The sequence below is a fragment of the Yoonia vestfoldensis DSM 16212 genome (assembly GCF_000382265.1).
GTDB lineage: Bacteria > Pseudomonadota > Alphaproteobacteria > Rhodobacterales > Rhodobacteraceae > Yoonia > Yoonia vestfoldensis.
Map to the genome: position 1 here is coordinate 46991 of NZ_KB907984.1, position 22530 is coordinate 69520.

Here is a 22530-nt window from a genome sequence, read left to right on the forward strand (position 1 = left end):
GGCCCCCAAGATGAGCATCCACCTTTGGGTCCGGTCCGAAAGTCGCCCACATGAAGAACGCACCGGCCTGACGCCGCAAGGGGCCGCGCGCCTGATCGCCGCGGGCTTTCGCGTCACGGTCGAGGAGAGCCGCCAGCGGATCATCCCCATCGCGGATTATGCCGCCGCAGGCTGTGACATCGCACCGGAATTCGGCTGGCCGGATGCGCCTGCCGATGCGGTGATCTTTGGCCTGAAGGAACTGCCCGATGACGGCACGCCGCTACGGCATCGTCACATCATGTTCGGTCATGCCTACAAGGGGCAGCCGGCAGGACAGGTCCTGCTGGACAGGTTCCGCGCAGGCGGGGGGACCTTGCTTGATCTCGAATATCTGACGGATGAGGACGGGCGGCGCGTTGCGGCCTTTGGCTATTGGGCGGGCTATGCGGGGGCGGCGGTGGCGTTGCTGTGCTGGATGGCGCAGCAACGCGGGCAGATCGCGGGGCCGGTGCGCGCCTATCCGTCGGCGGCGCATCTGTTGGGCGACTTGCAGGAAGGACTGATCGCGCTGGGCACCGCCCGCCCCACGGCGCTGATCATCGGGGCGCTGGGCCGTGTGGGCACCGGCGCTGCGGACCTGTGCAGCGCGATGGGCGTGCCGGTCACGAAATGGGACATGGCTGAAACCGCGCAGGGCGGACCTTTCCCAGAGGTGCTGGCGCATGATATCTTTCTGAATTGCATTCTTGCGCGTCCCGGCACGCCGGTCTTTGTGCCCGCCAGTGCCAAACTCGCCGCGCGCCGCCTGTCGGTGATCGGCGATATCGCCTGCGACCCCGACAGCGATTTTTCCCCGGTCAAGGTCTATGACCGCACAACGACTTGGGACGCGCCTGCCTTGCGCGTGTATGACAGCCCTGTGCTGGACGTGACCGCCATCGACAATCTGCCCAGCATGCTGCCCGCCGAAAGCAGCGAGGATTTCGCCGAACAACTGCTGCCGCATCTGTCGACGCTGGACCGGATGGACAGCGGCGTCTGGGCAGGCGCGCAGGTCTGGTTCGACCGCGCGATGGGTCAGACGGGGCGGTAAAGGTCGTCCTCGACTTCGCTGCTGTCGATGCCCAGCGCCTCCAGCCCGCTTTCCAGATGGTCGGCCAGGTGGGGCGATCCCTTGAGATAGGTCGCTGTGGGTGTCGTGGCTTCGGCCATTGCGGTGCGGACAGCCTCGGCCAGATCCTCGGGGTCGAATGTACCCCGCCCGATCCAGAACAGTGCGACAAGCCCGGCCTGTTCATCTTCGTTCAGACGATCGACGAAACCGTCGAATTCATTTCCGGCGCGGTCGAGTTCACGTGCGAGGATGATGACCTCGGCCACCTTGTCTGCTGAAATGGGTAACATCTGCGGCCCTCCCTTGGTGCGACCTTGCGCGATGATACCACAGGCGGCCTTGATCTGGCGCAACAGATGCGCCGGTCACTTCGCGCCGAACAGCCGATAATACATCCAGTCGGGCATGAACTGTGACCCGCGGAACACCCAAGAAAAGAGCAAGGGAAAGCTCTTCTTGAACGTGTCGGTGTTCATATGCTCGAACACTTCTTTCGCTGCATCCTGCGGCGTCATAATGAACGGCATGTTGAAATCGTTCTTTTCGGTCAGGCGTGTCTTGATAAAACCGGGGTTGATCAGCTGCACATGCACGCCCGTGTTACGCAGATCGGCCTGCATCGATTCCGCCAGCGCCATCATGCCCGCCTTGGACGAGCAATAGCCGATGGCACCGGGCAAGCCGCGAAAGCCCGACAGCGAGCCGACCAGCACGATGTGACCGGCATCGCGCGCGACCATGTCCTTGATGACCGACCCCACGACGCGTGAAGCGCCCAGAAAATTGACCTCGCCCATCATGTCGGCTTTTTCGTTGTCCCAGTCCTGCGCCTTCATCGGCCAGTAGACACCGGCCAGATAGACGACCCCGTCGATCTGCCCGACCTCGGCAGCGGCGGACTCCACCGATGCGCGGTCAGCGACGTCGACGGTGACGTAAGATGCCTTGCCGGGCAAATCCTCGACCAGATCTTTCAGCCTGTCTTCGGTCCGGGCGGACACGATCACCTCTGCCCCGGCGCGGCTGAGGGTCAGGGCAACTTCACGCCCCAGCCCTTCGCTTGCACCCACGATCCAGTAGCGTTTTCCTTGCCATTCGGTCACGTCATTCTCCCGCGTAGGCCTGATCCCGCGGTCGCATTGTGGCGACAAGCTCGGCAACCTTGATCCCGAACTTGCGGAACTGGCTGCGATTCATGATCGACCCGTTTGATGTCAGATACATCCAGTCTGTAACATCAAGCGCGTGACCGCCAGCCTCGTCGGCCAGTTTTATGCGGTAATTCAGCACAACGGCGGAGCCTTGCTGCTTTCCGGTGCCTGTGCCCACGACATCGGGGGCTTCGGCCTTGATCGTGCCGTCATTCGACAGGGTCAGGGTCCAGCAACGGTCCTGCTTCAATCCGCTGTCATAATGGAACTTTTCGACCATCGTGCCGACATTGCCGTTCCAGGTCGCGTGGAAATCGGCGACGAACCGCGACGAGACCTTGCCGGTGGGGCCGAAAATGACGCCTTCGCACACGATAGGGCCATTGAACCTCTCGCGGATGTCGAACATCGGGCCATCGGTATAATCGTCCGGTTTCTGCGCGAGGAACGACGCAAAGCGGGTCTTGGCATAGACAGCCGCCGCCATCAAAGCCGCGCCGATCAAAATATAGGTGATAAACGACATCGTTTATTCCTCGAGCTTTGTGGCGACCAGAAGGCCGATCGCCAACAGTTTCAAAAGCGACGGCACCAATGCGTAAAGCACCGTCAGGGTCGTCAATGCCGCGTCCGGCAAATCGGTCGCGCCGGCAACGAAACCGGATCTTTCCAGCAACGGCAGCAGGACGACTGCCGCAAAGGCCAGCGTGAACTTGTTGACCAGCGACCAAAGGCCAAAACCTTGCCCGCCGGTAGGCGAAATCACGGCCATGCGTTTGGCGAACATCGCGGGCATCAAGGTCAGGTCTGCCCCGATCGTTGCACCACTTAATACGCAGATGATCGCAAACGGGATCACATCGCCGGTCGATAAAGTCAGCGTATAGCCGAATGACGCTATGGCGAGGACCATGGCAGCCAGCAAGACGCGCTTTGCCCCGAACCGGCGGGCAAGCGCGGACCATGCGGGCGACGACAGCGCCGCCGCCAGAAAAAAGAGAACAAGCAGCGCCCCTTCCCAACCGGGCGCGCCCAGCCTGCTTTCGACGTAGAAAAGGAACAGGGTGGATGACACCGCCAGCGGCGTGGCATTGACCAGTGCAAGGATCAGCAACCGCCGCGCGATAGGGTCGGCCAGGATGTCGCGGATATGGGACGGTTCCTGCGCCACACGGCCTTTCCATTCCGGCCACATGAAGAACACGGCAATCAGCGTGACCACGGCAAAGCCGAAGGCGAACACCGCAAAGGGGTCGACCACCACACCGATCAGCACGGTAGGGATGACAGCGGCAATGCAGACCCCCAGCAAGGCCCCGCTCTCGCGCCACGCGGCCAGCCGGACATGGCCACCGTCGGCCGTGCCTGCCTTGCTGATCCCTTGGGCGTAGAAATTGATCGTCAGGAAACTGAACGCCGTGAACAGCCCCGTGATCGTCAGGCCGAACCACCAGATCGGCGCGATGGGCGGGGCCACGGCGAAAAGCCCGATCATCGACAGCGCCAGCGCAAAGGCGGTCAGCGTGATCGCAAGCTTCTTGAACCGCGTCAGCCGTTCACTGATCCAGCCCAGCACGGGGTCCTGCACCACGTCGAACAGCCGCAGGCCAAACAATACCGCACCCAATGCTGACAGGCTGACGCCATAGGTGTCGGCATAGTATTTCGGTGCATAGATATAGATCGGCAGACCGGCCCCCGACAGGACCGCCGCGAAAAGGCTGAAGGCAGGCAACCTTTCGGTCAGGGCTTTCACCGGCTGACCTCGTCCTGCGGCGGGGCGGGCTGCGACCGGAACGTGGCACCCTTCCACCACAGCTTGACCGCCTGCCAGTGGATCAGCGCCAGCACACGGCGCGACCCGAACGGACGGCGCAGTACGGCGCGCAGGATGCTGCCATTGCTGATCGGGCGGCGCGCGCCCGTCAGCGTGGCGATGACCCCGCCATTGCCGCGGGTGTAGTCGATCCAGATGCCGACGCTGTCAGGCTGGATATCAAATCGGAACACATATCCACCCTCTACGGGCTGGAAAGGGGAAACATGCATCACCTTTTGCGCTGCCAGCGTTTCCGTCTTGGTAAGGGCGCGCCCGTCGTCATGGCGGCACAGATAGGAATGGCGATCGCCGAAGGTGTTGGTGACCTCTGCGATGATCGTGGTCAGGGCATTGTCGTCATAGCACAGCCAGAACGACACCGGATTGAACACATGGCCCAGCACACGCGGCTGCGCCAGCAGCATGATCCGGTCGGGTTGCGGAACCGCATGCGCGGTCAGCACATCGCGGACCCATGCGGCACCGCGTCCTTGCTTGGGCGGCCCGCCGTGGTCGGTGTCATGCAGCGACATCAGGTTGCCGCCGTTGCGTGCAAACAGCGCAGGCGCGTCGGGTGCGGTTTCCGGATCCAGCAGCACATAGTCGATGGAATAGCGGAACGCGTTCTTGGTCGCACCCCGCCGCCCGTGATAAGTTTCCCCGGCGATATGTTCGACCCGCGCGGTCACTCTGCCGCCATCGCCATGCGTTCGGGCGCGTTCAGTTTTTCGACAACCTCAAGCGCGCTGGACAGCCCGTCTTCGTGGAAACCGTTCTTCATCCATGCGCCGCAGAACCACGTGCGGTTTGTGCCGTTCATCGCAGCGGCTGTTTTCTGGGCGGCAAGGGCGGCCAGATCATAGACCGGATGGTGCAGCGTCACCTCGTCCCAGATCAAGTCCTCGCGGATCGGGCGGCGGCTGTTCAGCGTGACCATCAGCGTGTCGGCCTTCAGCCAAGGCTGAAGCGAATTCATCCAATAGGTCAGGTCGATCTCGCCGCCCTGCTGATCGGTCGCCTCGGTATAGATCCAAGACGACCAGACCTGCCTGCGCTTGGGCATGATGGAGGTGTCCGAATGCAGCACGATGCTGTTGGGCTGATAGCGCACCGCGCCCAAGGTGTCGCGTTCGACCTGCGAGGCGTCCGACAGCATGGCAAGGCTCTGGTCGGAATGGCTGGCGAAAACCACCTCGTCAAAGCGTTCCCACTCGCCGCCTTTGGCCTTGACCTCGACCCAGCCGGGCCGGCGGCGGACTGCATCGACAGGCGCACCCAGCCGCAGATCGACATCGCGGCGCGCCATATCGGCGGCAAGGCGGCTGACATAGGCCTGCGAGCCACCGTCGACCGTGTACCATTGATGCTGGCCCGTCGCCCCCAAGAGGGCATGATTGTCGAAAAATGTCATCATCGCATGGGCGGGGAAATCGAGGATTTTTTCCTTGGGCGTGGACCAGATCGCGCCCGAAAACGGCAGAAGATAATGGTCGCGGAAATAATCCGACAGGCGCAGTTTTTTCAGCAACCCGCCGATGGTCAGGCTCTGGTCCTGACTGGCCGCCAGACCGTGTTTGTTGAAATGCAGGATGTCGCGGACCATCCGCAGGAAACGCGGGTTGGCTGCGTTCTTGCGCTGGGCGAACAAGGCATCCAGACTGGCGAGGCCATATTCCAGCCTGCCACCGCCGAAAGACGCGCCAAAGCTCATGTTGCTTTTGATAACCGGCACGTCGAGATCGTCGAACAGGGCCGTCAGATGCGGATAATTGGCATAGTTGAAAACGATGAAACCGGTGTCGACCTGCTGGTCGCCATGCTGGCCTGCCATCCTTGTGCGGGCATGGCCACCCAGCCGGTTTTCAGCCTCGAAGAGGACCACGTGGTGATCCCTTGCCAATGTGTGGGCCGCGCCCATCCCCGAAATCCCCGCCCCGATCACCGCAATCTTCAAGGGCGCGGTTGTCCCTGTCTCTACCAGCATACTGTCTCCGTCGCCCCGGTCGTTTCTTGTCTGTTAGTTACGTAGCGCGGTTTGGGACGGATCACGCAAAATACTTTGTGACCCACTGATCCAAGCGCCAGATCGCGGCGTAATAAACACATGTTGAACGAGATGCATACCCTTGCGAAAGCTGATGCAGTCACCGTGATGCCCGTCTATAAAAGGACAGGCAACGCGGGTATTCGCGCCACGGGGGCAAATCGGGTGATGGCAGAGGCAACGACCAAACGCATGGCATGGGTGACGCAAGTTGCCGCCGTGCGTGACGCCAAGGACAAGGCGGCTTTTGCCGAATTGTTCGCCTATTTCGCCCCGCGTGTGAAATCGTTTCTCATGAAATCGGGGGCCAGCCCGGACCTGGCCGAAGAATGCGCGCAAGAAGTGATGGTGACCTTGTGGAACAAGGCCCATCTGTTCGATCCGGCAAAGGCGAGTGTGTCCACCTGGATATTCACGATCGCCCGGAACCGCCGGATCGACCTTTTGCGAAAACAAAAGCGGCCCGAGCCCGAGGATTTGCCCTGGGGACCAGAGGCCGAACCTGAACAGGCCGATGCCATGGGTCTGCAACAGGAAACGGAACAACTCGGGCAGGCGCTTGCCGCTTTGCCCGCAGAACAAAGAAAGCTGATCGAACGCGCCTATTTCGGCGAGTTGAGCCATAGCGAAATCGCCGCCGAAACCGGCCTTCCGCTTGGCACGATCAAATCAAGGATACGGCTGGCGCTGGAACGCCTGCGCCACACAATGAAGTGACATGCAGATGACAAAGATCAAACACCACCTGACCGATGCCCTGTTGATGGGCTATGCCGCTGGCACCTTGCCAGAGGCGTTCAATCTGGTGGTCGCTACCCATATTTCCATGTGCGACACCTGCCGCGCGGCGCTTGCCGAATTCGAGGCGGTGGGCGGCGAGGTGATGCTGGATGCAGAACCTGTCGATATGGCCGAAGATGCGCTTGCTGACGCCATGGCGCGGATCATGAACGCGCCCCAGACGTCATTGCCAAAGGCAAAGCCTGCGGGCGGCGTCTTTCCCGCGCCCCTGCGCGATTACGTCAACGGCGATCTGGACCGCGTCAAATGGCGCAAGATCGGCGGCGGGGTCAGCCAAATGGTACTGAAAACCGAAGGCGGTGCCAGCGTGCGGTTGCTGCGCATCCCCGCAGGCACGGCTGTGCCGGATCATGGGCATCGCGGGACTGAACTGACGCTGGTGCTGCAAGGTGCCTTCGTCGACGAAACAGACCGTTTCGGCGCGGGCGATATCGAGGTCGCGAACGAGGATTTGAACCACACGCCGGTCGCGGAACAGGGTGCGGATTGCATCTGTCTGGCCGCAACAGACGCGCCTTTGCGGTTCAACGCCTTGCTGCCGCGCATCGCGCAGCGGTTCATTGGCATTTGACAGGGGGCAGCGGGGTGAACCCCGCCCTACGTTTCCGGTGGCGCGATCGGCAACGGTGCGTCATCCGGCGCGATTTCGGCAAAGTCGAAGTTATCCAAGCGGTTTGCACGCTTGCCCGCTTTCTCCGCTGAAATCTTGATATCTTCCAGATCCTTCGCCGCTTGACCGAAATGTCGGTCAAGGTTGCCCACGCGTGTGACCAGCCTGTCCACATCGCCACCCAGCAGCGATAATTCCTTGCGGATGGCACCCGCCTGTTCGCGCATCCGCGCATCTTTCAGGATCGCGCGCATCGTGTTCAGCGTGGCCATGCAGGTCGTGGGCGAGACGATCCAGACACGGGCATCGAAACCGGCGCGCACCACTTCGGGCAGGCGGGCGTGCAGTTCTGCATAGACCGCCTCGGATGGCAGGAACATGATTGCGCCATCGGCGGTTTCGCCTTCGATGATGTAACGGTCCGATATGTCCTTGATATGTTTGCGGACCGCATAGCCCAGATCGCGCAGCGCGATTTTCTGCAACTCCTGCGTATCGGCGCGTGCCAGCGCCTCGTAGGATTCAAACGGGAATTTCGCGTCGATCACGATAGGGCCGGGCGGGTTGGGCAGGTGCACCAGACAATCGGCGCGCTTGCCGTTGGACAATGTTGCCTGCAGCGTGAAACTGTCAGTGGGCAGCGCCTTTGACACGATATCGGTCAGCTGGATTTCCCCGAACAGACCGCGCCGTTGCTTGTTCGACAGGATATCCTGCAAGGACAACACATCGCCCGACAGCTTTTCGATATTGGTCTGCGCGCGGTCGATGGTGGCCAGCCGTTCCTGCAATTCGGTCAGGCTTTTGGTGGTCTTCTCGGAACTGCCTGTCAGCGTCTCCTTCAGCCGTTCGTTCATTTCCGCCAGCGAATGCGCCGATTTCAGCGCGTTATCGGCCAGCCGTTCGGCGACCTGTGCCTGCACCTCGGCCAGCCGCGCCTCCATCGTCTGGATCACCCGGACCTGCGCATTGGCCTGCGCGTCGCTGACGGTCTGGATATTGCCCGCCAACTGGTTCTGCCCCTGCGCCAGCCCGATCATGTCCTGCGACATCCGGCCCATCTGTTGCGCGACATATGTCACTGCCTCGGCGGATTGCCCCGCGCGACGCAGGGTCGTGACCAGCAGGATCAGGATCAGCAGCACGGTGGCCAGCCCGCCAAGCACCGCAAGCACGACCGGATCGCTGAACGCGTAGGAAGTATCACCGATCTGGATCATGTGCGGCCAAACAATCTTTCGATATCAGAGAGTTTCAGTTCCACGTAAGTGGGCCGTCCGTGGTTGCATTGGCCGGAATGCGGCGTCGCTTCCATTTCGCGCAAGAGCGCGTTCATTTCCGCGGCCTGCATCCGCCGCCCCGTGCGGATCGAGCCGTGACAGGCAACACGGCTGAGGATCGCGTCGATCCGGGCCTGTAAGGATGCGCTGTCACCTTGGTCGGCAAGTTCGTCGAGGATGTCGCGCAGCATGGCGGCGGCGTTGATCTCGCCCAGGATCGCAGGCGTTTCGCGCACGGCGATGGCGTTGCCGCCGAACGGTTCAATCGTCAGGCCAAGGCGTGCCAGATCATCCGCGATATCCAGCAGGGCGGCGGTTTCGTGGTCGGACAGTTCCACGATTTCGGGGATCAGCAGCGCTTGGGCCGCGACGCCATTGGTGGCCATCTGGCTTTTCAGCTTTTCATAGACCAGCCGTTCGTGTGCGGCATGACCGTCAACGATGACGATGCCCGTGGCGGTCTGCGCGATGATGTAGTTTTCATGCACCTGCGCACGTGCGGCCCCCAAAGGCAGGTCGGCGCTGGTATCGTCGGCCTGTGGTTCCACGCGGGCAGCGGCCATTTCCGCAAAGCCGGGGGCCTGCGCCTGAAAGGTCAGCGACCGCGCGCTGAAACTCGGGCGGTCCATCTGGTAGACGCGCGGTGCGACGGGTTGCGGCTGCATCGCACCAAGTGTCGCATCGGCCACGGTGCTGGATGCGCGGTGGCCCGCCCCTGCCAGCGCGTGCCGCAGGCCGGACACGATCAGCCCACGCACGGTGCCGGGGTCGCGGAAGCGGACCTCGGATTTTGCCGGATGCACGTTCACGTCGACCAGCGTTGGGTCGCAGTCGACAAACAGCGCCGCCACCGGATGCCTGTCGCGCGACAGCACGTCCATATAGGCGGCGCGCAAGGCCCCCAGCAGCATCTTGTCGCGCACCGGACGGCCATTGACGAACAGGAATTGCGCCACCGCCGCCCCGCGCGAATAGGTGGGCAAGGCGGCATAGCCGGACAGGTGAAACCCGTCGCGTTCCGCATCAATCCGCAGCGCGTTATCGGCAAAATCGCGGCCCAGCACGGTTTGCAGCCGCCCGTGCAGCGCATCGAACAGATCGCCTGTCTGTGCATCTGCGCGGAACACAACGCGGGTGTCGCCGTCCGACGCATCGCGCAGGACAAAGGTGACAAAGGGTTCGGCCATCGCCAGCCGCTTGACGACATCGGCGACGGCCTGTGCCTCGGCCCTGTCGGTGCGCAGGAATTTGAGGCGCGCAGGCGTAGCGTAGAACATGTCGCGCAATTCGACGACCGTGCCAGCGGTCAGCGCGGCGGGGCGCACGTCGCTGATCCGCCCGCCCGACACCGCGATGCTATGCGCGCTGTCGCCCGCGATGCGGCTGGTGATCAGCAGACGACCCACTGCGCCAAGCGAGGCAAGCGCCTCGCCCCGGAAACCGAAAGAGGTGATGTTGAGAAGGTCCGACCCGTCGATCTTGGACGTCGCGTGGCGCGACAGGGCGAGCGGCAGATCGTCTGCGGCCATGCCGCAGCCATCATCGCTGACGCGGATCAGGGTCTTGCCGCCATCGGCGATCACCACCTCGATCCGGGTTGCCCCAGCATCGACGCTGTTTTCCACCAGTTCCTTGACGGCAGAGGCGGGCCTTTCCAGCACCTCGCCTGCCGCGATCCGGTTGATGGCGGCTTCATCCAGCTGCCGGATCACCGGACGGGGCTGTATCTGGGGGGCGGATGCGGTCATGCCACAATCCATAGCATGACCGCGCGATTCTGACAGGGGCGTTTCGCGTTACTGGGTGCTTTCCAGCCCTTCGGGGCGGCCCACCACCACGAAATGCAGCGCGTCAGGGCGCAACAGCTCTGCCGCGACGCGGTTTGCGTCTTCCAATGTGACCGCTTCGACGTAATCGTTGCGGTTGATGACGTAATCGGGCGGCAGGTCGATCATCTGCATCCCCACCATGATCGACGCAATCGCGGCATTGCCGTCGAATCGCAGCGGGTATTCGCCTGTCAGAAAGGTCTTGGCAGCGGCAAGCTCGGCTTCGGTCAGACCTTCATCGGCCATACGTGCCCATTCGGCGCGCGTCACCTCGATCGCCTCCGCGATCGTTTCGTTCGAAGAGGCGACGCTGCCGATCACCGTTTCCGCGTGGAACATCGGCGCCAGAAAGCTGCCGATCCCATAGGTCAGGCCGCGCTTTTCGCGCACTTCGGTCATCAGGCGCGATTCGAAGCCGCCCGCACCCAAGACGTGATTGACAATAAAGGCAGCAAAGAAATCCGGGTCATCGCGTTTCATGCCAGCATGGCCGAACAGGGCAAAGGATTGCGGATTGTCGAAATCTATGACGGTGACACCGCCGTCCAGCCCGAACGCGACATCGGCAGGCGGTGGCGGCCCTTCGGCGCGCAAGTCACCCAGCAGCGTATCCAGCATCGGGCCGACCTGATCGACCGTCACATCGCCGACGACCGACACATATAGCCGATCACGGGTGAGCGCGTTGCGATGGGCGTCCAGAATATCGTCGCGCGACAGCGCGGTCACGCTGTCGACCGTGCCATCAAGCGACGAGCCGTAGGGGTGATTACCAAAAGCCGCCGCATCAAAGGCCGCATCGGCGATGCTGCGGGGGTTGAGCGCGTCGCTGGCGATACCTGCCAGCACTTGCGCGCGCACCCGGTCGATGGCGGATTGGTCAAAGCGGGGGGCGGTCAGGGCCTGTTCCAGCAGCGCCAGCGCCTCGGCCTTGTTCTCGGTCAGGAATTGCGCGGAAATGCTAATCGTGTCGTCGGTCGCGCGAAAGCTGAACTGCGTCGCAAGACGTTCCAGTTCTGTCTGAAAGGCCTGCGCCTCCAGATCACCGGCGCCTTCTTCCAGAAGGGCGGCCATCAGGTTGGTCGCGCCGCGCTTACCGGGCAGGTCCAGCGATGCGCCACCACGAAACCGGATTTCCAAGGCGACAAACGGAATGCTGGGTTCTTCGACGACCCAGGCATTGATCCCGCCGTCGGATGTGACCTGTTTGATGTCGATCTCGGCCTGTGCTGCACCTGCAAGCAGGGCGAACCAGAGGATCGTCAGGATACGCAGCATCAACGTGCCTCCTCTTGGGTGGCGACAACCCAGCCAGTCACGGCCTTGTTCCGGTCGAAAATGCGGGCGGCCACATCCTTGATCTGTTCAGGCGTCACCGATTGCAGGATGTCGGGCCAGGCCTGCACATCCGCGACCGTCAGGCCCGAGCTGAGCGCCATGCCGTACCGCCGCGCCAGACCTTGTGCGTCATCAAGTGCGTACACCTCGGACGCGCGCAATTGGGTGCGGATCGATTCCATCCGGGCCGGGTCGATCTCGCTGTCCATGAAGGCGGCGATGACGTTGTCCATCGCGGCCTCTGCTTCGGACAAGGACACGTTTTCGGCCGGCAGCACCACGAATGAAAAGGTCGTCTGGTCCAGCGACATGCCGCTATAGCTCGCGTTGGTATAAAGCGCGGTCTGCGTGTCGAACTGCAACGCGCGGCCAAGCTCGGATGTAAAGGGCGACCCGCCCAGCAATTCTGCCAGATAGACCAGTGCTGCAGCATCTTGCTGTGCGCCGGTTTCACGTTGTGGCGCTAGGTAGCTGCGGGTCAGATAGGGCTGGCTGACGCGCTGATCGACATAGGTAATCCGCCGTTCGGCGCGCTGGGGCGGCTCTGTCGGACGCAGACGTTCCGGCAGGTCGGGATTGGCCGGAATCGGGCCGTAATGTTCGCGCGCGAGCGCCAGCACCTCTTCGGGGTCGACATCACCGGCGACGATCAGGATCGCGTTGTTGGGGGCATAATGGCGTTCATAGAAAGTCAGAAGCTCCGGCATGTCGAGCTGCGCAATCTCGTGCTGCCAGCCGATGATCGGCACGCCATAGCGGTGGTTCTGGTATTGCGCGGCCATCAATTGTTCACGCGCCAGCGCACCGGGGCTGCTTTCGGTGACCTGTGCGCGTTCTTCCAGGACGACCCGTCGTTCAAAGGTGATGTCATCCTCGGTCAGCGCCAGATTGGTCATCCGGTTCGCTTCCATCTGCATCATCAGGTCCAGACGGTCGGCCGCGACACGCTGGAAATAGGCGGTATAATCGAAACTGGTGAAAGCATTGTCGCTGCCGCCATTGGCCGCGACCACCTGTGAAAACTCACCAGGCGCAAGCATGTTGGTCCCCTTGAACATCAGATGTTCCAGAAAATGCGCGACACCGGATATGCCTTCGGGTTCGTCCGCCGACCCCACCTTGTACCAGACCATGTGGACGACGACAGGCGCGCGGCGATCCTCGATCACGACGACATCCATGCCATTGTCGAGCGTGTAGGTCGTGACCTGTTCTGCGGCGGCGGTCAGCGCCAGAAAGGTCAGGACGATTGCGGCGAAAAAGCGTGACATGGGCCCCCTCCGGTGTCGTTCGTTATGCTTCAAGCTACGCCGCCCGGCCCGATGTTCAAGCCGCCATACGCCGATGTGAAGGCCTTGCTACCGCGCGGCTGCCGGGCGCGGGTTCGCGCGGTTGGCCTGTCCCGGTGTCGGCGGTGGCAGATCAAGCGTCGGCGGCATAAGCAGTGGGTTCGCGGTCACAAGCGCCTGTTCGGCCGGGCCGATTGTCACGGTCCCGAAGTCACGCAAAGAGCCGTCGTTCCTGCTGCACCCTCCCAGCAAAGCAAGGGCAATTCCAGAAAATACAAGGGCGCGCATCAGAGGTCCTTTTTGCTTTGTCCTGGATGATTACCGCATGAACCTGCCAAGGTCACGCGGGTTTCTTGCTGTCATCGGCGAGAAAGGCCAGCCCGATGGCCCCGATGAAGATAGAGATATCCGCGACGTTGAACGCATATGGATTGTTGATCCCGCAGCAGGACATGTTCAGAAAATCCGCGACAGCCCCATAGATGATCCGGTCGATGACATTGCCCATCGCCCCGCCGATCAGGAAACCCCCCGCGATATAGACCCATTTGGTGCCTCCTGTGCGGTTGAGCCACCAGATCACGCCGCCGGTGATCAACAGCGCAAGCGCGACCAAGGCCCAGCGCATGTCGTAATCAGCGAAAAGGCCGAAATTCACGCCACGGTTCCACGCCATGCGGAATTCGATGAAAGGCGGCCAGACCTCGATGATCCCGTCCGGGTCGGTGATCAGGCCCAGCCAGTGAACGACGAAATACTTGCTGATCTGGTCGATCAGAAAGACCCAGAACCCGGTCCAGAACATCAGGCGCATCGGTGCTCTCCTAGTGCCGGAAGTGGCGCATGCCGGTGAACACCATCGCGATACCGGCGTCATCGGCAGCGGCGATCACCTCGTCATCGCGCATCGACCCACCGGGCTGGATCACGCAGGTCGCACCGGCGGCGGCGGCTTCCAGCAGGCCATCGGCAAAGGGGAAAAACGCATCCGACGCGACGGCAGACCCGATGGTCAGGGGTGCGGGCAGGCCCATCGCCTCGGCCATGCGTTCGGCCTTTTTGGCGGCGATCAGCGCGGAATCCAGACGCGACATCTGGCCCGCGCCGACGCCCACGGTCGCGCCGTCCTTGACGTAGACGATAGCGTTGGACTTGACGTGTTTGGCGACTTTCCATGCGAACAAAAGGTCCGCCATCTGCGCATCGGTGGGCGCGACTTTGGTCACGACCTTCAGATCATCCATCCCGATATGGCCGGTGTCCTTGTCCTGCACCAGCATCCCGCCCGCGACCTGCCGGTACGTGGTGATCGGGGCGGTCACATCGGGCAGACCGTCGGTGGTCAGAAGGCGCAGGTTTTTCTTGGCCGCAAACACCGCCTTGGCGGCATCGGACGCACCGGGCGCGATCACGACTTCGGTGAAAATCTCGACGATGGCTTTTGCCGTCGCCTCGTCCAGCGGCTGGTTCAGCGCGACGATCCCGCCAAAGGCGCTGGTGCGGTCGCAGTCAAAGGCGTTCTGGTAAGCCTCCAGCAACGAGGCCCCCCGTGCAACACCACAAGGGTTGGCGTGTTTGATGATCGCCACGGCAGGGCCGTCTGCGGGGGCGAATTCCGCCACCAGTTCAAACGCGGCATCGGTGTCGTTGATGTTGTTATAGGACAATGCCTTGCCCTGATGCTGCACGGCGGTCGCGACACCGGGCCGTCCCGTGCCATCGGTATAGAACGCCGCCGATTGGTGGCTGTTTTCGCCATAGCGCATCGTCTGCTTGTAGGTCCCGCTGAACGACCGGCGACGCGGCGTGTCATCGCCTATGGCCCCCGCCATCCAGGTGCTGACAGCCGTGTCATAGGCGGCGGTGCGCGCATAGGCGGTCTGGGCAAGGCGCTGGCGCAGGGCCAGTGTGGTCTGGCCGTCATGCGCATCCATATCCGCCAGCAGCACGTCGTAATCCGCGACATCCGTCACCACGGCGACAAACGCGTGGTTCTTGGCGGCCGAACGGATCATCGCAGGCCCGCCGATGTCGATGTTTTCGATGCAGGTGTCGAAATCGGCGCCTTTGGCGACGGTGTCCTCGAACGGATAGAGGTTCACGACAAGCAGGTCGATCGGCCCGATATTATGTTCGACCATCGCGTCGCGGTGGCTTTCCAGATCGCGCCGTGCCAGCAACCCGCCATGGACCACCGGATGCAGCGTCTTGACGCGACCGTCCATCATTTCGGGAAATCCCGTGAAATCGGACACGTCGCGCACGTCCAGCCCGGCTTCGCGCAGCGCCTTGGCGGTGCCGCCGGTGGACAGGATTTCCACACCGCGCGCGGCAAGCGCTTGGCCCAGTTCAATCAGCCCGGTCTTGTCGGAAACGGAAATCAGCGCGCGGCGCAACGGTGCAAGGTCGGTCATCAGGTCCTCGAGATCATTCAGCGATGTCCAATGGTTCTTGGCGGGCCAGATCACGCACCGCAAGCGGGGTGTTATCAGCCTTGGCGAACGACCACCGGACGCGTGTCGCATAGGACAAAGCGCTGCCGGATAAAACCACCTGTTGCGCGGCACGCGGTTTTAATTGCCCGTTTTCCAGATAAACTGACGGGCTGATCGTCAATTGTGCAGCGCCGTCGTGCTGGAACACCCAGATTTCACCTGATTTCAGACCAAGCGATACCAGCGATCCGTCCATTTTGGGTGTGCAGGTGACGTCCGGGTGCAGATGAAACCGGATCGCAAAGCGGATCCCTGCGCGCAGGCTCTGGTCGAACAGGCGGTCAAACTGCGCCTCGTCCTCTGGGCCGAGCGTTGTCAGCAGATCCTCGCCGGACAGGTGACGCCCGTCGGCAGACAGATGCAGCAGGCGTGCATGGGTCAGCCCGTGGGTCGGCTGATAGCCATTGTGCGATAGATCAATCTTGCTCCCGTCGCCTTTGGCGAAGACCTCTGCGCGCACAAGGCTGGGTACGTCTGTCAGCCATTCGTCGGATGTGCGGCCCAGATGCGATGACGACGCACCATCCAGCCCCAGCGTGGAATGGCTGGGCGTGGCCCGGCTTGCGCGCCGCCAGTCGTCACCGAACCGCGCGCCCGATCCGCAATTCACGATCAGGGGGCGGCGGCCCGAGGTGAGTTCCAACCCCAGCGTGCTGGCATGGGCGTCGCGCGATGCTGCGCCGACCGGCGGTGCTGCGGCATCGACGATCAGTGTTGTGCGCCCGCCCGTCAGGCGTGCAAATCCCATGGCCGTCGGTTGCGTGGCAGGGGTCTTGACCCCGGACCCGGCCAGTGCCGCGTCAAGCTGTCCCTCTGCACCACGTCCGCCGCCATGAAACCGGCCAAGCGCGCCGTCGGCATGGCGCAGGCCGCGCAGGACCGGGACGATGCGATCGATGGTTTGGGTGATATCGGGCGGTAAGGGTCGTCCTGCAGCGGTCAGCGTTGCGGCGGTGTCCACCAGGTCCGACAGAATCGCCAGCAAAGAGGCCGGGTTGCGGGACGCGATCGCACCTGTCTCATCGACCTGTGTCCGGCAGGCGGTCGCCAGTGCCTGCACGGCCTGATCCACAGGCGCGCCCGTCCCGTTGAGTGTCAGCCAGACATTGATCGCATCCGCAATTGTGGGGATTTCCTTTGTGTCGTGCTGCCAGCGTCTTCCGAGAAAAAGCGCCTGCTGCGCAAGGCTTTGCATGAAAGCCGCTTGCGCGGTCTTGTCCTTCTTGCGCAGCAGAAAATCGCTGTGGTCGATCCAGTTGCGCAAGCGTCGCGCCGTGATGCCAACCTGCCAGCCTGGTCCGGTGCCTGCCCCGAACCGCGCGATCCATGCAAACACCCAAACCTGCGCCTTGGCACGCGCGGCATCGTCGCCAAGTGCAGCCAGATCATCTAGCCAGTCACAGCGATGGATATCGGCCATCACGTCGGGGCGTTTTGGCGCGATATCCCAGATCGACAGTTCAGGTGCCGTGATGCGCAGGCCCGAGAACAGAAACTCGCCCGCAGTCAACTGTCGGCCCTTCCCGATCAGCCCGATCCGGCGTGGTTCGGGCGGCAAGGCAAAGGTCGTAGTGACGGCGGCACGTCCGGCCCGCTTTGCGTGGTGCCGTTCGAAAAAGGCCGCAAGGCGGCCCCGCCATGTTGAATGCTCTGCCATCGACTGCGGCCCAAAAGTTGCAGGCTGGTCAGCCCGGTTCATGCGGACCATAGGAAAGCCAGCCGGTCAAGTCACGCGGGCTTTGTCAGCACGGCGATATAGAACCCATCCATGCCGCCCAGATCCGGCCAATAGTCGGGGCGCAGGCGCAAACCGCCTTCCTCGGTGATCCATGCGGGGTCCAGGCCGGCAATCGCGGGGGGCACCAGACGCAGGCCTGGGTGGCGGGAGAGCGCCTCTTCCGCCTGCACCTCGCCTTCGTCGGGCAACAGTGAACAGGTGCAATAGACAAGCCGCCCGCCGGGGCGCAGCAGCGTCAGCGCATGGTCGATCATCGCTTCTTGCTGCGCGATCAGGTCGCCGAATTCGGACCCGTCCTTGGCATAGGGCAGGTCAGGATGTCGCCGGATCGTGCCGGTGGCCGAACAGGGCGCGTCCAGCAAGACAGCGTCGAAACTGCCGTCGGTGATGGCGAAGGCGTCGCTGATCAGGGTCGTTGCCGTCAGACCTGTGCGGGTCAGATTGTCCGACAGCCGCGTCATCCGTTTTTCCGACAGATCGACGGCGGTGACATCGGCACCGCCCGCCGCCAGTTGCAAGGTCTTGCCTCCAGGGGCGGCGCACAGGTCGAGCACCCGCAGCCCCGCCACATCGCCCAGCAGCTTGACGGGGATGGCGGCGGCGGCATCCTGCACCCACCAGTCACCCGCGTCATAGCCTGCAAGGCCGGACACCTGCCCCGCCTGCGATAGCCGCACCGTGCCGGTCGGCAGAACCACGCCGCCCAAGGATGCGGCCAAGGCTTCGGGATCGCCTTTCGCCGTCAGATCCAGCGGCGCGCCGGTGAAATGCGCGGCCTCCATTCCTGTCACGGCATCCCGGCCCCATGCGGCGACCAGTGGTTGACGCAGCCAGCCGGGGGTCAGCGGCACGGGGCGTTTGGCCCAGGCCTCCGGTCCTTCGTCGGCGATGCGGCGCAGGACGGCGTTGACCAGCCCTTTCATCGTCTGCGTGCGCTTGTTGCGTTCGACGATCTCGACATAGGCGTTCACCACGCCATGCGCTGCCTCGCCCTGCATCAGTTCGATCAGCCCAAGCCGCAGCGCGTTCATCACATGATCGCCCGGCGGCTTTTTCAGATAGGGTTTCAGCATCCGGTCGGCGCGGTCCAGCCCGCGTAGCGCGTCTGTCGCCAGCCGTTGCGCGCGCGCCCGGTCGTCGGGCGCCAGCTGCGCCAGCGCACCGCCTGCGATCAATTCGGCCATCAGGCGGCCTTCGGTCGTGATCTGCGTCAGCAGGTGATGGGCGCTGCGGCGCGGTAGCAAACCGGATTGGTCCATGGGGTCACTCTTGAAGCTGGGTCAGGGCGGCGTATATCAAACCATGACCGCCGACAAGGACAGCGCCATGACCGACGACGCCCCCAAGGACCTGCCCCCCGCCGCCCAGCGCGCGCTGGCAGAGGCCGCCGAACGCCGCAAAGCCGCCAAACTTGACCTGCCGCCCGAATTGGGCGGACGCGACGGGCCGGAACCTGTCCGCTTTGGCGACTGGGAGAAAAAGGGCATCGCGATCGATTTCTGACGGTCGCAGTCGCACGATTTCTGTTGCGCACGCACCACCGCGCCAGACTTCTATGCTGCTGATATTGTCGTGGCGTGAAACTTCTGCGTAAATGACGACAAGACGTCAAAAGGGGCAGTGGTTTTGATTTTGCAGCGGATCCTGGCCGTGACAGCCTGTATCGCAATGACAGGGTGCAGCCTGCCGCGCAGTGCCGGTTTCCAGTCCGAGGTTCTCGCCGCAGCCGATGCCAATATTGCGGCCGAAGGCGAAGCACCCGCCTATGATTTCACTGTCTACGAAGTGAACCGCGCGACCCTGCCCATTCTGCGGGCTTGGCCCGACCGCAACATCACGCAACTGCCGTGGCTGCCCGCCGTGCAACAGCCCGCGTCGCTGCTGATCGCGCCGGGCGATTCCATTCAGTTGACGATCTGGGACGCCGAGGAAAACTCGCTTCTGGCGGGGGTCGGTCAGCGCGCGACACCCTTGCAAGAGGCGCAGGTCAGTTCGAACGGGCGGATCTTTGTGCCCTATATCGGTGAATTGGCCGTCGCGGGTATGGCACCTGACACCGCCCGCGCCCGGATCGAGGAAGAACTGGTGCGCACGATCCCGTCCGCACAGGTCCAGCTTGTCGTGGAACCGGGGCGTGGCAATTCCGCCAACCTCACAGGTGGCGTGGGTGCGGTTGGTATCTATCAGATCCCCGACCGCAATTTCCGGTTGTTGGATCTTTTGTCGCTGGCGGGTGGCGTGATCCCGACTTATGTCAATCCACAGGTCCGGCTGACGCGCGGTGGCCGGGTTTACGGCATCCCGCTGAAGCGGTTGCTGGAAGAACCGGGGCTTGATGTCGCCATCCAAGGCGGCGACCGTGTGCTGATCGTGCCGGATGAACGCAAATTTCTGGCGCTGGGGGCCACAGGCTTGCAGTCGCAAGTCGAATTTCCGACCACCGACGTGTCCGCCTTGCAGGCGATGGCGCTGATCGGTGGTGTTGCTGCCAGCACCGCAAACCCCAAGGGCATCCTGATCCTGCGCGAATATGACCTTTCAGAGGTCCGCGACGGCGTGACCGGCCCGCCGCAGGAAAGGGTCGTGTTCACCATCGACCTGACCACGGCGGACGGGCTGTTTTCGGCAGGCAAGTTCATGGTGCAGGACGGCGACCTGATTTATGGCACCGAAAGCGCGCTGGTTCCCGCCCTGACCGTGTTCGGTCTGGCGACAAGCCTGCGGTCGGCCACGAACTAGCGTCAGAACAGCGCGATATCATCGGCGAACGCGTTGAAATCGGTCACGTGATCGATCCAGAGGATGTCTCCGTTGCCGAAATCAATGGTGACGCGCGTGTCATCGTGGCTCCCATAAACGAACAGCAGGTCCGCGGCAGAGGTCAGGCCCGTCCATAGCCTTTCGTCCAGAATGATCCGGTCGCGCCCCTGCTCAAAATCGGCGATCAGGTCCTGCCCGCGGTTGAAGACAAAGGTATCTGCCCCTGCCTCGCCGATCAGCAGGTCATTTCCGTTCCCGCCTTCCAGCCGGTCGTCGCCATTGCCGCCGATCAGCAGGTCATGGCCGTCCCCGCCGCGTAGATCGTCGTTTCCGCTGCCGCCCATGATGATATCCGCACCGGCACCGCCGGTCAGCAGGTCATCGCCGCCCCGCCCCAGCAACAGGTCCGCGCCTGCGCCCGCTGTCAGGGAATCGTTGCCGCCCGTGCCGGTCATCGCGCGGTCCCCGGTGGGGGCTGGCACCGGCTGCCCCTGCAAGGCACCGCGCAGATCCGCGACATTGTCGGACGCCAGCACGCGCAGCGCGGCCTGCATGGAAAACGGACCGCCCTGATCCGGCACGCTGTCCGGCGCGTCGGGTGTCAGCGTAGGGGGCGGTGTGACGGGACCCGCAAAGCCGGGGGTCAGGGTCGCTGGCAGGCGCATCGCGCCCAGCAGATCGGCGTTGTTCAACAAACGATAGTCGATGGGCGCGCCATCGGCGCTGTGTATGATCAGATCTTCGTCACCATAGCCGATGCTGAAACCCGTCTGTGTGATGGTCATCGTCAACTGGCTGATGTCGCGCAGCATCGGCCAGAGCGACAGGTCCAGCCGATCCTCGCCCAGCGTGAAATCGGTGATGGTGTCGGTGTTGCTGTCGGCGGTCAGGATGAACAGGTCCGCGCCTGCCCCTCCGGTCAGCACATCCTCGCCGCCGCCATCGCGCAGGATGTCGGCACCGGCACCGCCGTTGATGATATCCGCACCCGCGCCGCCGATCAGCACATCGGCACCGACTGTCCCTGTCAGCGCACCGCCCGGCGGCATGGCGGTCAGCGTGACGCCCGGCGCGCCGGTGTCGAACCGCAACTGTGTCACGCCGGGTTCGCTGCTGCTGGCGGCATAGATGTCGAGCCCGCCAAGCCGCCCGCGCGCGGCAATCGCGCTGATATTGTCCAGACCGATGCTGGTCGTATCCTCGATGTGGGCAAGCGCCACCAATTGCCCGCCCGGCAACAGCATGAACAGCGAAACCCCGTCATCCGCGCCACCCGCGATGACATAGCTGCGCCCGCCTTCGGTCACCATGTCGAGCGCGGTCACTCCGCCGAACCGCGTGTGCAGCGTGTCGATCAGATGGTCGCGGATCGACAGTTGCCCCTGCGCGCCGACCTCGACCACGGTCAGGCTGCTGCTGCCGGCGGCACCGATCACCAGATAGGTGACGCCATCAAAGACGGCACTGTCCAGCACGGTCGGATCGGTGATCCAAAGGCCGGTTGCGGGCGTCAGGGCCGCGACCTGCGACAGGGTGCCGTTGGGCGAAACCTGCCATCCCGTCAGGCTGTTGGTTGCGTCGGTTGTGTAAAGAAACCCCGCCGCCGTGGTCATTGCGGCGACGGGGCCGCCGGTCGGCGTGGTCGCCAGCTCCGCGATGAACGGCCCGTCCACGTCGAGCCGCAAGGCGGCCACGCCGTCACGGCCCGCCAGTGCGCCATAAACGATCTGGTCGTTCCCCACGGATGCGGTCAGCCCCGGCAGGAAGCCCGGCAGAATGGGATAGGTCGCATTGCTGGTCCATTGGCCACCTGCCAACCCGACCTGCTGGAACGCCCCGTCCGCACCGCCCCCGATCAAAAGCGCGGCACCGGTCGGGCTTTGCACGGTGACGATGGACCCGCGCCCGCCCGCCACATCGCCGCCATCCAGCGCCAACACCGGACCAGCCGCCAGCGCCTGACCACCGATGGTCCAGCCTTGCACGACGCCGTCAAAGCGGGTGATGCCGACAAGCATCTCCGCGCCGCCGAACTGCACGATGTCCAGATCGGTGATCCGGGACCATGCAAGTTCATCAGGCGTGGTCAGATAAGTGACCGAGAGCAATGTGGACATCGTCAATCCCCCCCAGGATCGGCCTTGTCGGACCTTCCTTTTGGCCCGGAGGCGGGGATGACCCGTGGCCGAATTGCGGCAAGCTTATGACTCTTGCCGCGCATTTCGTTCAATTGCCCTTGATCCCCCGCCACGCTAGAACGGCCCGACACCAGCAGGAGAC

Annotated in this window: 21 protein-coding genes; 5 read left to right on the plus strand and 16 right to left on the minus strand. The window is 63.2% G+C overall.

Going from position 1 to position 22530, the window contains the following annotated elements; translation table 11 throughout:
* The first annotated feature begins 10 nt into the window (after positions 1-10).
* Positions 11-1075 (plus strand): saccharopine dehydrogenase, encoded by a 1065-nt coding sequence (locus tag H147_RS0113030; protein WP_019955815.1) that lies wholly within the window; start codon positions 11-13, stop codon positions 1073-1075.
* On the opposite strand, the gene H147_RS0113035 is transcribed toward H147_RS0113030, so the two are convergent.
* The 6 genes from H147_RS0113035 to H147_RS0113060 all read right to left on the minus strand — a co-directional run bounded on the left by H147_RS0113035 (position 1060) and on the right by H147_RS0113060 (position 6050).
* On the minus strand, positions 1060-1386 hold the full coding sequence (locus tag H147_RS0113035; RefSeq protein ID WP_026352504.1) for a DUF3775 domain-containing protein: 327 nt from the start codon (positions 1384-1386) through the stop codon (positions 1060-1062). The genes H147_RS0113030 and H147_RS0113035 overlap by 16 nt on opposite strands.
* A 75-nt stretch (positions 1387-1461) precedes the next feature.
* On the minus strand, positions 1462-2199 hold the full coding sequence (locus H147_RS0113040; RefSeq protein WP_019955817.1) for an SDR family NAD(P)-dependent oxidoreductase: 738 nt from the start codon (positions 2197-2199) through the stop codon (positions 1462-1464).
* 1 nt (position 2200) lies between these two features.
* Positions 2201-2773 carry a DUF3833 family protein gene (locus tag H147_RS0113045; RefSeq protein ID WP_019955818.1) on the minus strand — a complete coding sequence of 191 codons (573 nt, stop codon included), beginning with the start codon at positions 2771-2773 and terminating at the stop codon, positions 2201-2203.
* 3 nt (positions 2774-2776) lie between these two features.
* Positions 2777-4003, minus strand: a complete 1227-nt coding sequence (locus H147_RS0113050; RefSeq protein ID WP_019955819.1) for an MFS transporter — start codon at positions 4001-4003, stop codon at positions 2777-2779.
* Entirely contained in the window at positions 4000-4755 is a 756-nt protein-coding gene (locus tag H147_RS0113055) for a DUF1365 domain-containing protein (protein ID WP_019955820.1), read from the minus strand. Before H147_RS0113055 ends, H147_RS0113050 begins: the two co-directional genes overlap by 4 nt.
* Positions 4752-6050, minus strand: a complete 1299-nt coding sequence (locus H147_RS0113060; protein ID WP_026352505.1) for an NAD(P)/FAD-dependent oxidoreductase — start codon at positions 6048-6050, stop codon at positions 4752-4754. Before H147_RS0113060 ends, H147_RS0113055 begins: the two co-directional genes overlap by 4 nt.
* Before the next feature lie 120 nt (positions 6051-6170).
* Here H147_RS0113060 and H147_RS0113065 point away from each other — a divergent pair, with 120 nt between their 5' ends.
* Both H147_RS0113065 and H147_RS0113070 read left to right on the plus strand, forming a co-directional pair.
* Positions 6171-6827, plus strand: a complete 657-nt coding sequence (locus H147_RS0113065) for a sigma-70 family RNA polymerase sigma factor (protein ID WP_019955822.1) — start codon at positions 6171-6173, stop codon at positions 6825-6827.
* Between the two features lies 1 nt (position 6828).
* On the plus strand, positions 6829-7482 hold the full coding sequence (locus H147_RS0113070) for a ChrR family anti-sigma-E factor (RefSeq protein ID WP_019955823.1): 654 nt from the start codon (positions 6829-6831) through the stop codon (positions 7480-7482).
* A 26-nt stretch (positions 7483-7508) separates the two neighbouring features.
* On the opposite strand, the gene H147_RS0113075 is transcribed toward H147_RS0113070, so the two are convergent.
* From H147_RS0113075 to H147_RS0113115, 9 genes are all read right to left on the minus strand, one after another.
* Positions 7509-8741, minus strand: coding sequence for a DNA recombination protein RmuC (locus H147_RS0113075; protein WP_019955824.1), 1233 nt, complete (start codon positions 8739-8741; stop codon positions 7509-7511).
* Positions 8738-10549, minus strand: coding sequence for a DNA mismatch repair endonuclease MutL (gene mutL, locus H147_RS0113080; protein ID WP_026352506.1), 1812 nt, complete (start codon positions 10547-10549; stop codon positions 8738-8740). The genes H147_RS0113075 and mutL overlap by 4 nt, the downstream gene beginning before the upstream one ends.
* Before the next feature lie 48 nt (positions 10550-10597).
* On the minus strand, positions 10598-11908 hold the full coding sequence (locus H147_RS0113085) for a M16 family metallopeptidase (protein ID WP_019955826.1): 1311 nt from the start codon (positions 11906-11908) through the stop codon (positions 10598-10600).
* On the minus strand, positions 11908-13239 hold the full coding sequence (locus H147_RS0113090) for a M16 family metallopeptidase (RefSeq protein ID WP_019955827.1): 1332 nt from the start codon (positions 13237-13239) through the stop codon (positions 11908-11910). Before H147_RS0113090 ends, H147_RS0113085 begins: the two co-directional genes overlap by 1 nt.
* 87 nt (positions 13240-13326) lie before the next feature.
* Positions 13327-13545, minus strand: coding sequence for a DUF3035 domain-containing protein (locus H147_RS20545; protein ID WP_081625857.1), 219 nt, complete (start codon positions 13543-13545; stop codon positions 13327-13329).
* A gap of 52 nt (positions 13546-13597) precedes the next feature.
* Positions 13598-14071, minus strand: coding sequence for a signal peptidase II (lspA, locus tag H147_RS0113100; protein ID WP_019955829.1), 474 nt, complete (start codon positions 14069-14071; stop codon positions 13598-13600).
* A gap of 10 nt (positions 14072-14081) precedes the next feature.
* Positions 14082-15671 (minus strand): bifunctional phosphoribosylaminoimidazolecarboxamide formyltransferase/IMP cyclohydrolase, encoded by a 1590-nt coding sequence (gene purH, locus H147_RS0113105; protein WP_026352507.1) that lies wholly within the window; start codon positions 15669-15671, stop codon positions 14082-14084.
* A gap of 13 nt (positions 15672-15684) precedes the next feature.
* Positions 15685-17409, minus strand: a complete 1725-nt coding sequence (locus H147_RS0113110; protein ID WP_043699936.1) for a heparinase II/III family protein — start codon at positions 17407-17409, stop codon at positions 15685-15687.
* Between the two features lie 71 nt (positions 17410-17480).
* The gene (locus H147_RS0113115; protein ID WP_019955832.1) at positions 17481-18749 is read right to left on the minus strand and encodes an RsmB/NOP family class I SAM-dependent RNA methyltransferase; all 1269 of its coding nucleotides are present in this window, start codon (positions 18747-18749) and stop codon (positions 17481-17483) included.
* Between the two features lie 67 nt (positions 18750-18816).
* Between H147_RS0113115 and H147_RS19720 the strand changes: the two genes are divergently transcribed.
* Both H147_RS19720 and H147_RS0113125 read left to right on the plus strand, forming a co-directional pair.
* A complete protein-coding gene (locus H147_RS19720; RefSeq protein WP_043699939.1) occupies positions 18817-18993 on the plus strand; it encodes a DUF1674 domain-containing protein in 177 nt (58 codons plus the stop codon).
* 147 nt (positions 18994-19140) lie between these two features.
* The gene (locus H147_RS0113125) at positions 19141-20229 is read left to right on the plus strand and encodes a polysaccharide biosynthesis/export family protein (RefSeq protein WP_245541147.1); all 1089 of its coding nucleotides are present in this window, start codon (positions 19141-19143) and stop codon (positions 20227-20229) included.
* Positions 20230-20231: 2 nt separating this feature from the next.
* On the opposite strand, the gene H147_RS0113130 is transcribed toward H147_RS0113125, so the two are convergent.
* Complete coding sequence (locus tag H147_RS0113130; protein ID WP_019955835.1) at positions 20232-22367, minus strand: calcium-binding protein; 2136 nt, start codon at positions 22365-22367, stop codon at positions 20232-20234.
* Positions 22368-22530 lie beyond the last annotated feature (163 nt).

Bases quoted from the DNA above. Each gene is read 5' to 3' on its own strand.
- H147_RS0113045 (WP_019955818.1), bottom strand. From the start codon at position 2,773: ATGTCGTTTATCACCTATATTTTGATCGGCGCGGCTTTGATGGCGGCG.
- H147_RS19720 (WP_043699939.1), top strand. From the start codon at position 18,817: ATGACCGACGACGCCCCCAAGGACCTGCCCCCCGCCGCCCAGCGCGCG.
- mutL (WP_026352506.1), bottom strand. From the start codon at position 10,549: ATGACCGCATCCGCCCCCCAGATACAGCCCCGTCCGGTGATCCGGCAG.
- H147_RS0113090 (WP_019955827.1), bottom strand. From the start codon at position 13,239: ATGTCACGCTTTTTCGCCGCAATCGTCCTGACCTTTCTGGCGCTGACC.
- H147_RS0113030 (WP_019955815.1), top strand. From the start codon at position 11: ATGAGCATCCACCTTTGGGTCCGGTCCGAAAGTCGCCCACATGAAGAA.
- lspA (WP_019955829.1), bottom strand. From the start codon at position 14,071: ATGCGCCTGATGTTCTGGACCGGGTTCTGGGTCTTTCTGATCGACCAG.
- H147_RS0113065 (WP_019955822.1), top strand. From the start codon at position 6,171: ATGTTGAACGAGATGCATACCCTTGCGAAAGCTGATGCAGTCACCGTG.
- H147_RS20545 (WP_081625857.1), bottom strand. From the start codon at position 13,545: ATGCGCGCCCTTGTATTTTCTGGAATTGCCCTTGCTTTGCTGGGAGGG.
- H147_RS0113085 (WP_019955826.1), bottom strand. From the start codon at position 11,908: ATGCTGCGTATCCTGACGATCCTCTGGTTCGCCCTGCTTGCAGGTGCA.
- H147_RS0113070 (WP_019955823.1), top strand. From the start codon at position 6,829: ATGCAGATGACAAAGATCAAACACCACCTGACCGATGCCCTGTTGATG.
- H147_RS0113130 (WP_019955835.1), bottom strand. From the start codon at position 22,367: ATGTCCACATTGCTCTCGGTCACTTATCTGACCACGCCTGATGAACTT.
- H147_RS0113035 (WP_026352504.1), bottom strand. From the start codon at position 1,386: ATGTTACCCATTTCAGCAGACAAGGTGGCCGAGGTCATCATCCTCGCA.
- H147_RS0113115 (WP_019955832.1), bottom strand. From the start codon at position 18,749: ATGGACCAATCCGGTTTGCTACCGCGCCGCAGCGCCCATCACCTGCTG.
- purH (WP_026352507.1), bottom strand. From the start codon at position 15,671: ATGACCGACCTTGCACCGTTGCGCCGCGCGCTGATTTCCGTTTCCGAC.
- H147_RS0113075 (WP_019955824.1), bottom strand. From the start codon at position 8,741: ATGATCCAGATCGGTGATACTTCCTACGCGTTCAGCGATCCGGTCGTG.
- H147_RS0113060 (WP_026352505.1), bottom strand. From the start codon at position 6,050: ATGCTGGTAGAGACAGGGACAACCGCGCCCTTGAAGATTGCGGTGATC.
- H147_RS0113110 (WP_043699936.1), bottom strand. From the start codon at position 17,409: ATGGCAGAGCATTCAACATGGCGGGGCCGCCTTGCGGCCTTTTTCGAA.